Below are 12,482 nucleotides of genomic sequence, written 5' to 3'. Positions count from 1 at the left end.
ATGCAGAAATATAACATTCTAGAACTAAATGAAAAACTTCTTCCCGAACTTCAAAGTATCGCGGAAGAGTTGGGAATAAAAAAAGTTAGCAGCTTAAAGAAAGAAGAGTTGGTTTATCGGATTCTTGATGAGCAAGCGATCTCCTATGCCGGCATTCAGGCTGAAAAGATGAAAGAGAAAGAGGCTAAGAAGCCTGTAGAGGGCCGTAAGAGAGGCCGTCCGGCTAAAGCCGCTTCTCCTAAAGTGGCGAAGGCTGAGACTGCCGAAGCTGCAGAGAGTGCCCAACAGGCTTCGGAAAAGCCAGTGGCTGCTCCGGCTGACAAGAAAGAGCAAAAAGAGCAGCCTGAACGTAAGAAAAGAGTCCGTATCGAGAAAAAGGAAAAGGTAGCGGGCGCTATCGCTCCTTCCGAGGATAACAAGGAAGTGGTGGTTTCGAAAGAGCCGCAAACGATCTCTATGGTAACGGAAATCTCGGCCGTGGAAACTCCGGCGGTAGTAGAGAGCCCGGTGGAGAAACCGTTGTTGCCTCCTGTTGTGGCGGAACTTGAAACGGAAGAAGAAGCCGCTTTGCCGGAAAATACGACTCCGGTAGAGGTAGCGGAAGAAACCACTTCACCACAAGCGACGGAAGAAGAGCCTAAGCGCATCGTATTTCGCCATCCGGACGCTAAATCCGTATTGGATCAGATTTTCCCGTTCTCCGCTCCGAAACCCGAGGCTAACAAACCTCAACCCGAGGCCGCTCCCCAGCAGAATAATCCTCGACAGAACAATCGACAGAATAATCATAATAACAACCGTAATAACAATAACGCTAATAACAACCAGCAGGCTCAAGAGAAAATGTATGAGTTTGACGGCATCCTTACTGGAACCGGCGTGTTGGAGATGATGCAAGATGGTTACGGTTTCCTTCGTTCTTCAGATTATAACTATTTGACTTCACCGGACGATATTTATGTCTCTCAATCCCAGATCAAGTTATTTGGCTTGAAAACGGGTGACGTGGTAGAAGGCTCGATTCGTCCGCCGAAGGAAGGTGAGAAGTATTTCCCGTTGGTGAAAGTGGACAAGATCAATGGCCGTACGCCGGAAGAGGTTCGCGACCGGGTTCCTTTCGATCATTTGACCCCGTTATTCCCGGATGAGAAATTCATGCTTACGGCACGTAAATCACCGAAAGTATACGATAATATCGCCGTACGTGTGGTTGATTTATTCTCCCCGATCGGAAAAGGGCAACGTGGTTTGATCGTCGCTCAACCGAAAACCGGTAAGACGATGTTGTTGAAAGATATTGCGAACGCTATCGCTTACAACCATCCCGAGGTTTATATGATTATATTATTGATCGACGAACGTCCGGAGGAGGTTACGGATATGGCTCGTAGCGTAGATGCGGAAGTGATCGCTTCTACATTCGACGAACCGGCTGAACGTCACGTGAAAATCGCTGAGATCGTATTGAACAAGGCGAAACGAATGGTAGAATGTGGTCATGATGTCGTGATTCTTCTGGACTCGATCACTCGTTTGGCTCGTGCTTATAATACGGTACAACCGGCTTCCGGTAAGGTGCTTTCCGGTGGTGTGGACGCAAATGCGTTGCAGAAGCCGAAGCGTTTCTTCGGTGCCGCCCGTAATATTGAGAATGGCGGTAGCCTTACGATTCTAGCCACCGCCCTTACGGAGACTGGCTCTAAGATGGACGACGTGATCTTCGAGGAATTCAAGGGTACGGGTAATATGGAGTTACAATTGGATCGTAAATTATCCAATAAACGTATCTATCCGGCTGTGGATATCACGGCTTCCAGCACTCGCCGTGATGATTTATTGCAGGATGAGAGCACGTTGAACCGTATGTGGGTCTTACGCAAATATCTATCAGACATGAACTCTATGGAGGCTATGGAATTTGTTAAGCAACGGATGGAACAAACCGTTGATAATATGGAATTCTTGGCATCCATGAACGGTTGATAATATCCCATAAAAAAACACTATACTTTTGAGTTCAAAGCAATATTGTTTTAGCTCCAAAAGTATAGTGTTTTTCAAATAAAAAGTATAGTGCTTTTATTGCGCCTTTTTAGGCCTTCCACGATGTCCCATATTTCGTTTTTGTGGGCTCGAGGATGATCCTTTATCCTCACTTTTACGAGGCCGTCCTCTGCCTCTTTTATTCATACCGTATTTTTCCGGCTCATACAAGGGCACTTCACCGAATTCCGGGCTGACCGGTATCTTATAAACCTCTTTTTCCAAGAAATCCTCTATGCGCTTGAATTGTGCTTGTTCGTCGATCGATACGAAAGTAATCGCCAATCCTTCGCCGTTCGTACCCCGTGCCGTACGTCCGATTCGGTGTACGTAATCCTCCGGATCATGCGGGATATCGAAGTTCACGACCAACTTGATGTCATTGATATCAATTCCACGTGCTACGACATCCGTAGCCACAAGGATATCGATATGTCCGCTCTTGAATTCTTTCATGACCTCCTCCCTTTGGGATTGCTCTAGATCCGAGTGCATGGCGGCTACATTGAACTTTAATCTTTTTAAGGTAGACGCTAATTCTTTCACCTTCATTTTAGAAGAGGAGAAGATAATTACTCGTTGAGGGCGGCTTTGAGTGAAGAGATCTTGTAGAATCTTGAGCTTTTGTGGATCGTAGCAGATATATGCGGTTTGCATGATAGATTCGGGCGGGCGTGAGATAGCGATCTTGACTTCTTCCGGATCTTTTAGGATGGTTTTAGCCAACGTTCGTATCTTAGGCGGCATGGTAGCCGAGAACATGATCGTCTGGCAGTAGGGGGGCAGCTGTTTATGAACCTGCATGATGTCGTCATAAAAACCCATATCCAGCATGCGATCCGCCTCGTCTAAGACGAAGAACGACACTTTAGACAAATCGACAGTACCTAACTTAATATGGGACAATAAACGTCCCGGGGTAGCGATCACGATATCCGCACCCATCTCTAAACCTCTCTTTTGTTGTTCCCAAGCGATTCCGTCGGTACCTCCATACACGGCTACTGCAGATACGGAAGGTATAAAATAAGTGAATCCTTGAATTTGTTGGTCTATTTGTTGAGCCAATTCCCGGGTCGGTGCCATAATGACCGCATTCACCGCATCTGTCGGATGACAACCTTTGCTTAGTTCATTAATAACTGGCAAAACATACGCCGCCGTTTTACCGGTTCCGGTCTGTGCGCAAGCGATGATGTCTTTACCTTCTAAAATGACAGGAATCGTTAACTCTTGGACTGGAGTCGTTTCGTCAAAATTCATGTCATAAAGCCCGTCTAATACGGCATCTTCCAAATCTAATTCATCAAATCTCATCTTTTTACATTCAAATTCCCGGTAAAGATAAAGATTATTTAGAAATATTATGCAATAGGTAGGTTTCTCTTTGGTGATAAATAGAAAAATAAATACCTTTATCCCCGAGTTATACCCCAAAAACGAAAGAATTAATATGAATAGTCTAGAAAGCGGAAGTAACGTTCAGTCTGGATTAGAGATGATCATGGAGAAGAGTCCCGATACGATCGTATTAGTAGATCGAAATCTTACTCTTGTCAAGGTTATTTCTGCAAAAGACGATTATTATCATTATTTAGCGAATAACTGTATCGGAAAGCAACCTCAAGCGTTGTTCCCGGACGGGAAGAACTACGATCAATATGAGATCTATAGAGCTGCGGTTAAACGTGTTTTCGAGGAGCAAGTGAAAGTGGATTTCTCTTTTGAGGTCTCTTTTGAGGGAAAGAACTATTATTATCTATCGCAAGCAAGCCTTTTTAATGAGGAGCTTGTGATCGTTTATACACGCAATGTATCTTCTCTGAAAACAGAAAAAAATCTACAAGAACTGATCAATACGATATTAGATCGGTTACCGTTGGGTGTTTTCGTGAAAGATGGGGATAACCATTTTAATTACCTGTATTGGAATCATTTTATGGAGGAAATAACGGGTATTGAAACCCGGGAGATCGAGGGACATGATGATTTCGAGGTGAATTATAATGCCTTGATGACCGCCGAGGAGCGTCTGGAAACCGATATGAATGTGATCAAGACAGGACTGACCGCTAGATTTAAGGGCAAGGTAAAATCGGCCTCCGGCGATTACCGGGATATAGAGGTCGCTAAATATCCTATTTCCCTAAATAATGGCAAGCCGCTTGTCTTGGCTTTATGGAGAGATATAACTTCCGAGTTGGCTACGGAGAATACTTTGCGAAGAACCCGGATCTTGACGAAAATGGCATTGCGGATAAGTGATATACGTACATGCTCGATCTTCATCGATCCGGACAGTACCCATAATTTCAAGGATTCCGTTGTGACCTTGAACGATTGGAATACCATGTCGGAAGATATGATAGAGGTGTCATGGGGGCAGTTTATCAGCCGGGCGCATCCGGATGATCAAGAACATTATCATAATATGTTTACCCGTCTTTGCCGAGGGGAAATCTCTGAGGCAAGGATCGAGGCACGTATGCTATTTCCCGGCAAGAAGGAATATGTTTGGAGAGAGGTATTCGCTACCGTGTATGAACGGGACGATAAAGGAAGACCTTCGGTTATCCTTGGATGTTCAACGAATATTCAGGAACGGAAGAATCAAGAATTAAGCCTTGAGGAGGCGAAGGTGAAGGCTGGCCGCTGATAAGATGAAATCGAAATATCTGGCGGATATGAGCCATGAGATCCGGACTCCTTTGAATGCGATTACCGGTTTCTCTGAATTGATGGCTTTTGCTGATACGGATGAGGAACGTATGTCGTACTACGATGTGATCAAGATGAATAACCAATTGTTGATGCAATTGATCAATGACATCTTGGATATCTCGAAGATCGAGGCGGATGCGATAAAGATCACATATGAGCAATTAGATGTCAGTGAATTGATGGATACGATTTATGCTTCCGCCAAGTTACGGGTTCCGGGAGGAGTCAAGTTGGTTTTGGAGAAAGAGGCTGACCACCATATGTTCGGTACGGATAGCATGCGTCTGTTGCAGTTGATTAATAATTTGGTGAACAACGCTATCAAGAACACGAAAGAAGGTAGCATCACGATGGGATATGCCATTCAACCGGATGATCAATTACGTTTTTACGTAAGGGATACGGGAATCGGCATCGATAAGGAAAAATTGAAAGATGTCTTCGACCGTTTCGTGAAAATAAACGACTATATGGAAGGAATCGGATTAGGACTGGCTATCTGCAAAGGATTGGTTGTGAAGATGGGAGGTTCGATACATGTTACGTCTGAATTAGGGGTGGGTTCGGAGTTCTCCTTTATTTTGCCGTCTCATGAATAGCCCTATTTGTAATAGCGCTTATAAATCTGGTCGTATAATCCACTGTCTTTGATTTGCTGGAGCCAACTATTTAGGCTATCCAGTAGGACAGGAGAGTCTTTACGGACCGCCCACGATTGCAATTGGGTAAAACTGACATCCGTTAGGATATCGACTTCCGGCAGTTTTTTCTGGGTCATGCGGGCGATTTGTTGGTCGCATACGGCATAATCGATATCGCCTTTGGCTACCATGATCATAAGCTGCTCGGTAGAATATAACTCATCTTCCACCACGTAGATCGTATCGCCTATCTCGTGTCCCAGATTTTGCAGACGCAATAAGGCCGGGGAATCTTTCGGTATGTATAAAGTCTTTTGGGCTAAATCCAATTGGTTACGGATAGGGGCTTGTCCGTTGTTCGCCTCTGCCGTACGTTGTACCAAGACTTGCTTGTTGAGAACGATCGGTTCGGTGAACAGGTAGTTTTCCCGCATCTCGGAGGTGATGGGTATGTTTCTTGCGATTACGTCGCATTTGTTGTCCGATAATTCCTCGAAGCTTTTCGCTAAACTCATTTCCAAATGCGTCTGAACCTCCAATCCGGATAATTTAGCGATCGCTTGGCTAAGCTCGTATTGAAAACCTTGCACCGTATCGCCGGATACGAAATATCCGGATTGATTGTACTCGGTTATCATCCGAAGAATTCCTTCTTCCTTGATTTCCGGATAATCACGAGGTCCGATCTCTTGGGGACGTTGGTTAAGTCTCCAAAGCTGTACCATTGTCACTACAGCGACAATCAGTAGAAAAGCGTATAGGATAAGCAACTTCTTAGATCTCATGGCAATCGATTAATTATTGAAAGTCACGGAGATACCCATTTTCAAGACCATCGGGTCCAACGGATAATGCGCAAGAGAGAAGTAATTCGGGTCAACGAACTTAGAGCCTAGATTGTATGCCATGATGAAGAAGCGAGCTTGCTTCAAATGGAAATTCGCATAAGCGTTGATCAACGGATAATTACCGACCTTCACTTTCTTGTCTTCTTCCTGTACTTGGAACTGCTGGGTAGCCGGCTCGTAATAAGGAGCGTAATAAGCGGTGTTGTAGTATACGTTCGCGCCAATCTGTACGGTTAATACTTTCGCCAACTTAAACGCTAGATATATATTCGAGTATGCGCTGATATCCGGCAACGGAAGTTGAGACTTCTCGCTAGAAAGCTGATAGGCCACCTCATTCTCCCATCCGAACGCACGATACATGATATCTTGCTTGATACGGGCTGAGACAACTTGGATGTTCTTACTGCTTTGCTCCGGCAAACCTTTGCCGTTGAAGAATACATAATTCTGGATACTTTCCACTCCTCCGGATAACTGGGTACGGGTGGATTCCAAGTTGATTTTCGCTCCGGCGTAAATCCTTTGCACATTTTTCAATGATAGATCCCACCAATAGTAACGCCCATGATGGTGACGTTGGTAGAACGCCGGGGTGATGTTCTTGATGTATCCTTCCGCCTTGATCGTAGCGTCTTTCTTAAAAAGTTTGAATTTTGTTTGCAGGTCTCCGCTCACTCGGACCTCTCCGGCGTCACTTCCCGCAAGTCCTAATTCTCCACGGACATTGTAGGTAAGAAGGCTACCACGGCGTTTGGATAATTCGCCGCCGATGTAGGTAGTAAACTCATCATATACTTCGGAAGTAGGGAAATTTAATGTGCTTGGCTCAGAGCTTCCATGACCATCCGGACCGTAGTCCAGTCCGGGAACTTGGGATGCCAATCTAAACCGGCGTTTCTCGAAAGTAACGAAGGCGGTCAGCCCGAACTTAGCCCAATCTTGGAAACCTTCCCGCAAGGCCAACGCAAAGGTATTCTTTAAATTCCAAGAGGAAGTCTGGTCATTCAAAGATGCGTCCATACCATAAAGATGAGTGTAGCAGGTATCGATCCCGGCATCATTAGAGATAAAGCGTCTGCGGTTATCTTCGTAATCGATGGTATGGATGATACTGGAAACCGGAATGAATACCTCTTTTACGTTCCCTTCCTCATCGGTTTCTTCCAATTCCTTAGTAAAACCGAGATTGTATCTCTGTGTCAGGAAATATTGTTTTCCACGGACACGGTTCCATGTGTCCGTGTAACGGACAGGGTATGATTTACTATCGATATTTCTTTGATTCTCGGCCAAGTCATCGGGATTCGTGATATACTGGTCATTTGTAAGTCCACCGTTCTCGTAGTTTACGAAATTGAAATTACTTAAATAAGCGTTTAACTCGTAACGGTCGGTGATATAACTTCCGAAAAAACGATAACTTAATAATTTATTACCGTTGGAGTTATAATATCCGCGGCTATAGATATAATCCATCTCGCCACCGACATTGATCTTTTTGCCAAAGTTCATGGTCAATACCCCTTTCAGTCGGTCCATCTTATTCTGGCTGGCTCCTCCTGTCGTATAAGTCACTTGGGTATAGGGTACTTTGGTATCGTAGAAATAAGCGTTTGTTGGGGTTGTGATATAATAATCATAGGCATCGGCGAAGATGAAATCACGTTCCTCCTTACGTTCGTTAAAAATACGGGTTTGCGCCGGCGATCCCACATTCGCCAGATAACCTACGGCCAATGAGTTCGCTTCCACCAACGTACTATTCCCGAAATTTAATCGATTGGTATCCATAGGAGCGATATAACGTTCTCCCAAAAGAGGCGTGAGCCGATAACCGATGATTCGTTTTGATTTCAGCGCCGCGCTATCTGTTTGCAGCAAGCTATCCGGTATTTCCTTGTTTGAGGATGATAAATTAGATAACGAGAATCCACCTCGTCCTCCCCGGCTCCCGGAACGTCCTTGCGCATGCGCGGAAGCCGCCGTTCCTATCAGAAAAAGTAATATGTATAGATAATACTTCATGGGTTGCAAATATATAACAAAAAATAATGTGCCAATTATAAAATATGCCAATATGCCAATCAGAAAACTTAATTGGCATATCGGCACATCAATGAATGAGCTTCTTATATTTTCTGTATAATCTCCATTCCTTTCTTAATGGCAGCCTCGTTCATCGGCAACAAATGATGGTGACGCTCGGGCAAGGATTTCTTCAATCCTAGCATGACGTTCTCCAATTGAACCATCGGGACGATATTAAGCAACCCGCCTAAGATCAACATATTGAATGCCTTCTCGTTCTTCATCTCGGTAGCGGCGTCCATGGCATCTACCCGATATACGTTAATATCCGTACGTTTCGCTGGCGTATGGATGCCATAACCATCGTAAATCAAGATACCGCCCGGTTTCACCTTGCTCTCGAACTTATCCATGGAAGGTTGGTTCAAGATAATAGCGATATCATATTCATTCAATACGGGTGAGCTGATACGCTCGTCGCTCAAGATAACGGTTACGTTGGCCGTACCGCCACGTTGCTCAGGTCCGTATGAAGGCATCCAGCTAACCTCCTTGCCTTCCATCAAACCGGAATAGGCCAAGATCTTACCCATAGACAATACACCTTGTCCACCGAAGCCTGCTATAATTATTTCTTGTTTCATTGTCGTTTACCGTATTACTTATTCAACATTCTTTAAGTCGCCCAGCGGGTAGAAAGGGAACATGTTCGCTTCCATCCATTTATTGGCTTTTTCCGGAGTCATCTTCCAGCCGGATGAGCAAGTGGAGACGAACTCTACCACAGAAGTACCCTTACCGGCCATAGCGTTCTCGAAAGCCTTACGAAGCATCTTCTTCGCTTTCCGTACGGCTGCGGCCGTCTGTACGCTTTGGCGTGTTACCAAGCAAGTTCCTTCCAATTGGGCTAATAAATCACCGATCTTCAGCGGGTAACCGTTCAAGGCGATGTTGCGTCCGTAAGGACAGGTAGCCGTGGGCATACCTTCCAGTGTAGTCGGAGCCATCTGTCCGCCGGTCATACCATAGATCGCGTTATTTACGAATACGATCACGATATTCTCGCCACGGTTGGCTGCATGAATCGTCTCGGCCGTACCGATAGCCGCCAAGTCACCATCTCCTTGATACGTGAATACCATCTTCTCCGGATTCAAGCGTTTAACAGCAGAAGCTATGGCTGGCGCACGTCCGTGGGCTGCCTCGATCCAATCGATATCCAAGTAGTTATATGCGAATACGGCACATCCCACGGGGGAGATACCGATTGTCTTATCTTCCAGACCCATATCGGCTATAACCTCGGCGATTAACTTATGTATCACACCGTGGCTGCAACCGGGGCAGTAGTGCATGGGATTTTCATTCATCAATCTGGGCTTTTCATACACCAGATTTTCCGGTTTAATTATATCGTTGAGTTCCATAATCTTTAATTATTAATGTATATATCTTAAGACATATTGCACCAGCCGCAATACGATCGCCGCCCCGCCACAATACAAGAATACGGCCTTATCGCTAACAGCGAAGTAACATACCACGGCAGCTATGGCCAGTAGCATAAAAACCAGCGTCAATATCTCGTCAGCTTTACTTCCTCGTGTCATACGGATCAGAATAATTTTTCCTTCAGCGCGTTCAATACCTCATCCGGGGTGAATACGATTCCACCCAATCGGCCAAAGTGCTCTACCTTCACCTTACCATTTACGGCTAGGCGAACGTCCTCTACCATCTGTCCGGCGTTCAACTCAACCGATAACATACCTTTTACCTTATCCGCATAAGCGGCGATCACTTTTGTCGGGAACGGCCATAACGTGATCGGGCGTAACAAGCCAAGCTTGATACCTTCCGCACGGGCGATCTCGACTACCTTCTGGCAAATACGGGCGGAAGAACCGAACGCGATCAATAGATAATCAGCGTCCTCACATTGGAACTCCTCGTAACGAACCTCGTTTTCCTCGATCTTGCGATATTTCGCTTGGAAACGAATATTGTTCTCTTCCATCTTCGCCGGGTCTAGCTCCAAGGAAGTGATGACGTTACCTTTGCGTCCGCCCTTCTTTCCTTGTACGGCCCAAGGACATTGAGCGATAATCTCTTCCTCGGTACGGCGGGGTTGATAGGGAGGCAATACCACCTTCTCCATCATCTGTCCGATGATACCGTCCGCCAAGATAATAGCGGGGTTATTGTATTTGAAAGCCAGATCAAAACCAAGACCGACGAAATCAGCCATCTCCTGTACGGAAGATGGAGCCAAGGTTATCAAGCGATAATCGCCATGACCACCGCCTTTCACGGTCTGGAAATAATCAGCCTGACTCGGCTGGATCGTTCCTAATCCGGGACCGCCACGCATAACGTTCACGATCAGACAAGGAAGCTCCGCTCCCGCGATATAAGAAATACCTTCTTGTTTCAAGCTCACGCCCGGACTGGAAGAAGAGGTCATCACTTTCTTTCCAGTGCCAGCTCCGCCGTATACCATATTAATAGCGGCTACCTCGCTCTCCGCTTGTAAGACTACCATGCCGGTCTTTTCCCACGGCATCTCTGCCATAAGGGTTTCCAATATCTCCGACTGCGGAGTGATCGGATAGCCGAAGTAACCGTCCACGCCATAGCGGATAGCCGCATGGGCGATGGCCTCGTTACCCTTCATTAATTTTATATCTTCTGCCATATCTTGATATAACTTTATATTTTTACTTTGTAGATCGTTAGACAACCGTCCGGACAAACTAACCCGCAACTAGCGCAACCGATACATGCGTCCGGGTTCTTCATGTACACATAGTGATACCCCTTGTTGTTTACTTCTCGTGGGTGCAACTCCAGTACATCCGACGGGCAGGCTACTACACAAAGGTTACATCCCTTGCAGCGCTCTGTGTTTACAACAACAGCTCCTTTTATTTTCGCCATAATACTTGTTTATTTAAAATCTAAATGTAACACATTTCTATTGAGGCATCAAAGTTAGTAAAAAATTACTCGTTGCCAAGATTATAACGTTTCATTTTGTTGAATAGCGTCTTTCTACTGATATTTAACACCTCGGCGACTAGGGTACGGTTATAGTTACTTTTGATACTTCTTTATCACTTTATTGGTATAGAGAGGATTTCGCTTATTGGAAAAGTACGATGTGCGATGATAAAATGTAGGCAAATAAGAATGGGCATCGTAAGCTCTTTACAATGCCCATTCTTACCATCTTATAATGGGCATTGTAATCTCCTTATAATGCCCATTGTAATATTGGGTTACGCCTTAGCGCTTTTTTGTGAGAGCTTTTCTAGGAAATATACGATCCCGAAACCTAAGATCATCAATCCGACGGCCTCCCAAACAAACTGATTCGGAGCGATATTCGCCTCAACCAACGGCTTGGTCATGCCATGGCTATCCACATAGGTCTCGATCGTTTCTTTCCAAGGCCATACCTTGTTAAGCGAACCCAACATGAATCCGGCCAATACGGCGATCGTTATATCATGGAATTTACGAAGGGCGAATGACAACACGCGGGAGAACGTCGTGATACCAATAGCCGCACCCCCTATAAACACCAACATAACGGGAACGTTAAACGTCTTGACCGCCTCCATGATATAGAAGTATTTTCCGAGCAACACTAAGATAAAGCTACCCGAGATACCCGGCAAGATCATGGCGCAAATAGCGATCGCCCCACAGAGGAAGATAAAGAGTAAATTACTCGGAGTCTCGGCGGGAGTCGCCACGGTGATATAAAAAGCGATCATCGCCCCGACAACGAAACTCAAGATCGTCTTCCAGTTCCATTGCTTGATATCCTTAGAGACGAACCAAGTAGAGGCCAGCACCAAGCCAAAGAAAAAAGACCATACCAAGATCGGGTGATACACCAAGAGATACGTAATGATCTTCGCCAGCGAGAATATGCTGATACCGATACCGGCCACGATAGAAAGCAAGAAATTAGCGTTGATCCCTTTCCAGAAGGCCGCTATTTTCCCCGTGAATAATTGTTTCAATGTCGTCCCGTTAATACTTTTGATAGAGTCGATCAGTTCCTCGTAGATACCTACGATAAAGGCGATCGTTCCTCCCGACACACCGGGAACGACATCCGCCGCTCCCATACCCATACCTTTTAATACTAAAAAACCGTAGTCCTTGAGATTTCGTTTGTTAGGCATAT

The 12,482-nt window shown here is 45.3% G+C and carries 11 protein-coding genes and 1 pseudogene; 2 read left to right on the top strand and 10 right to left on the bottom strand.

Going from position 1 to position 12,482, the window contains the following annotated elements; all coding sequences use genetic code 11:
• Window positions 1–1,983, top strand: a complete 1,983-nt coding sequence (gene rho, locus CI960_RS11195; RefSeq protein ID WP_005856306.1) for a transcription termination factor Rho — start codon at window positions 1–3, stop codon at window positions 1,981–1,983.
• A 96-nt stretch (window positions 1,984–2,079) separates the two neighbouring features.
• On the opposite strand, the gene CI960_RS11190 is transcribed toward rho, so the two are convergent.
• Window positions 2,080–3,360, bottom strand: coding sequence for a DEAD/DEAH box helicase (locus tag CI960_RS11190; RefSeq protein ID WP_008778281.1), 1,281 nt, complete (start codon window positions 3,358–3,360; stop codon window positions 2,080–2,082).
• Between the two features lie 136 nt (window positions 3,361–3,496).
• Here CI960_RS11190 and CI960_RS23935 point away from each other — a divergent pair.
• Window positions 3,497–5,363, top strand: a pseudogene (locus CI960_RS23935) (ATP-binding protein).
• Between the two features lie 2 nt (window positions 5,364–5,365).
• Here CI960_RS23935 and CI960_RS11180 read toward each other — a convergent pair.
• The 9 genes from CI960_RS11180 to CI960_RS11145 form a co-directional block, all read right to left on the bottom strand.
• Window positions 5,366–6,190 carry a transporter substrate-binding domain-containing protein gene (locus CI960_RS11180; RefSeq protein ID WP_005856312.1) on the bottom strand — a complete coding sequence of 275 codons (825 nt, stop codon included), beginning with the start codon at window positions 6,188–6,190 and terminating at the stop codon, window positions 5,366–5,368.
• Between the two features lie 9 nt (window positions 6,191–6,199).
• Entirely contained in the window at window positions 6,200–8,281 is a 2,082-nt protein-coding gene (locus CI960_RS11175) for a putative porin (protein WP_036628696.1), read from the bottom strand.
• Window positions 8,282–8,385: 104 nt separating this feature from the next.
• Complete coding sequence (locus CI960_RS11170; RefSeq protein ID WP_005856316.1) at window positions 8,386–8,928, bottom strand: 2-oxoacid:acceptor oxidoreductase family protein; 543 nt, start codon at window positions 8,926–8,928, stop codon at window positions 8,386–8,388.
• Window positions 8,929–8,946: 18 nt separating this feature from the next.
• Entirely contained in the window at window positions 8,947–9,711 is a 765-nt protein-coding gene (locus tag CI960_RS11165) for a thiamine pyrophosphate-dependent enzyme (protein ID WP_005856318.1), read from the bottom strand.
• A gap of 12 nt (window positions 9,712–9,723) precedes the next feature.
• Complete coding sequence (locus tag CI960_RS23420; protein ID WP_005856320.1) at window positions 9,724–9,894, bottom strand: hypothetical protein; 171 nt, start codon at window positions 9,892–9,894, stop codon at window positions 9,724–9,726.
• 5 nt (window positions 9,895–9,899) lie between these two features.
• Window positions 9,900–10,979 carry a 3-methyl-2-oxobutanoate dehydrogenase subunit VorB gene (locus CI960_RS11160; RefSeq protein ID WP_005856322.1) on the bottom strand — a complete coding sequence of 360 codons (1,080 nt, stop codon included), beginning with the start codon at window positions 10,977–10,979 and terminating at the stop codon, window positions 9,900–9,902.
• Between the two features lie 14 nt (window positions 10,980–10,993).
• A complete protein-coding gene (locus CI960_RS11155; RefSeq protein ID WP_005856324.1) occupies window positions 10,994–11,221 on the bottom strand; it encodes a ferredoxin family protein in 228 nt (75 codons plus the stop codon).
• Between the two features lie 65 nt (window positions 11,222–11,286).
• Window positions 11,287–11,352: a hypothetical protein gene (locus CI960_RS11150; RefSeq protein WP_232044565.1), complete on the bottom strand. Its 66-nt coding sequence runs from the start codon at window positions 11,350–11,352 to the stop codon at window positions 11,287–11,289.
• A 210-nt stretch (window positions 11,353–11,562) separates the two neighbouring features.
• The gene (locus tag CI960_RS11145) at window positions 11,563–12,480 is read right to left on the bottom strand and encodes a DUF368 domain-containing protein (RefSeq protein ID WP_005856327.1); all 918 of its coding nucleotides are present in this window, start codon (window positions 12,478–12,480) and stop codon (window positions 11,563–11,565) included.
• Between the last annotated feature and the right edge of the window lie 2 nt (window positions 12,481–12,482).

Origin of the sequence: Parabacteroides sp. CT06, from assembly GCF_002257605.1 — a bacterium.
Lineage (GTDB): Bacteria > Bacteroidota > Bacteroidia > Bacteroidales > Tannerellaceae > Parabacteroides > Parabacteroides distasonis.
The sequence above is the reverse complement of the archived record's forward strand: the minus strand, read 5'-3'. Positions and strand labels throughout refer to the sequence as shown.

Bases quoted from the DNA above. Each gene is read 5' to 3' on its own strand.
- rho (WP_005856306.1), top strand. From the start codon at position 1: ATGCAGAAATATAACATTCTAGAACTAAATGAAAAACTTCTTCCCGAA.
- CI960_RS11190 (WP_008778281.1), bottom strand. From the start codon at position 3,360: ATGAGATTTGATGAATTAGATTTGGAAGATGCCGTATTAGACGGGCTT.
- CI960_RS11180 (WP_005856312.1), bottom strand. From the start codon at position 6,190: ATGAGATCTAAGAAGTTGCTTATCCTATACGCTTTTCTACTGATTGTC.
- CI960_RS11175 (WP_036628696.1), bottom strand. From the start codon at position 8,281: ATGAAGTATTATCTATACATATTACTTTTTCTGATAGGAACGGCGGCT.
- CI960_RS11170 (WP_005856316.1), bottom strand. From the start codon at position 8,928: ATGAAACAAGAAATAATTATAGCAGGCTTCGGTGGACAAGGTGTATTG.
- CI960_RS11165 (WP_005856318.1), bottom strand. From the start codon at position 9,711: ATGGAACTCAACGATATAATTAAACCGGAAAATCTGGTGTATGAAAAG.
- CI960_RS23420 (WP_005856320.1), bottom strand. From the start codon at position 9,894: ATGACACGAGGAAGTAAAGCTGACGAGATATTGACGCTGGTTTTTATG.
- CI960_RS11160 (WP_005856322.1), bottom strand. From the start codon at position 10,979: ATGGCAGAAGATATAAAATTAATGAAGGGTAACGAGGCCATCGCCCAT.
- CI960_RS11155 (WP_005856324.1), bottom strand. From the start codon at position 11,221: ATGGCGAAAATAAAAGGAGCTGTTGTTGTAAACACAGAGCGCTGCAAG.
- CI960_RS11145 (WP_005856327.1), bottom strand. From the start codon at position 12,480: ATGCCTAACAAACGAAATCTCAAGGACTACGGTTTTTTAGTATTAAAA.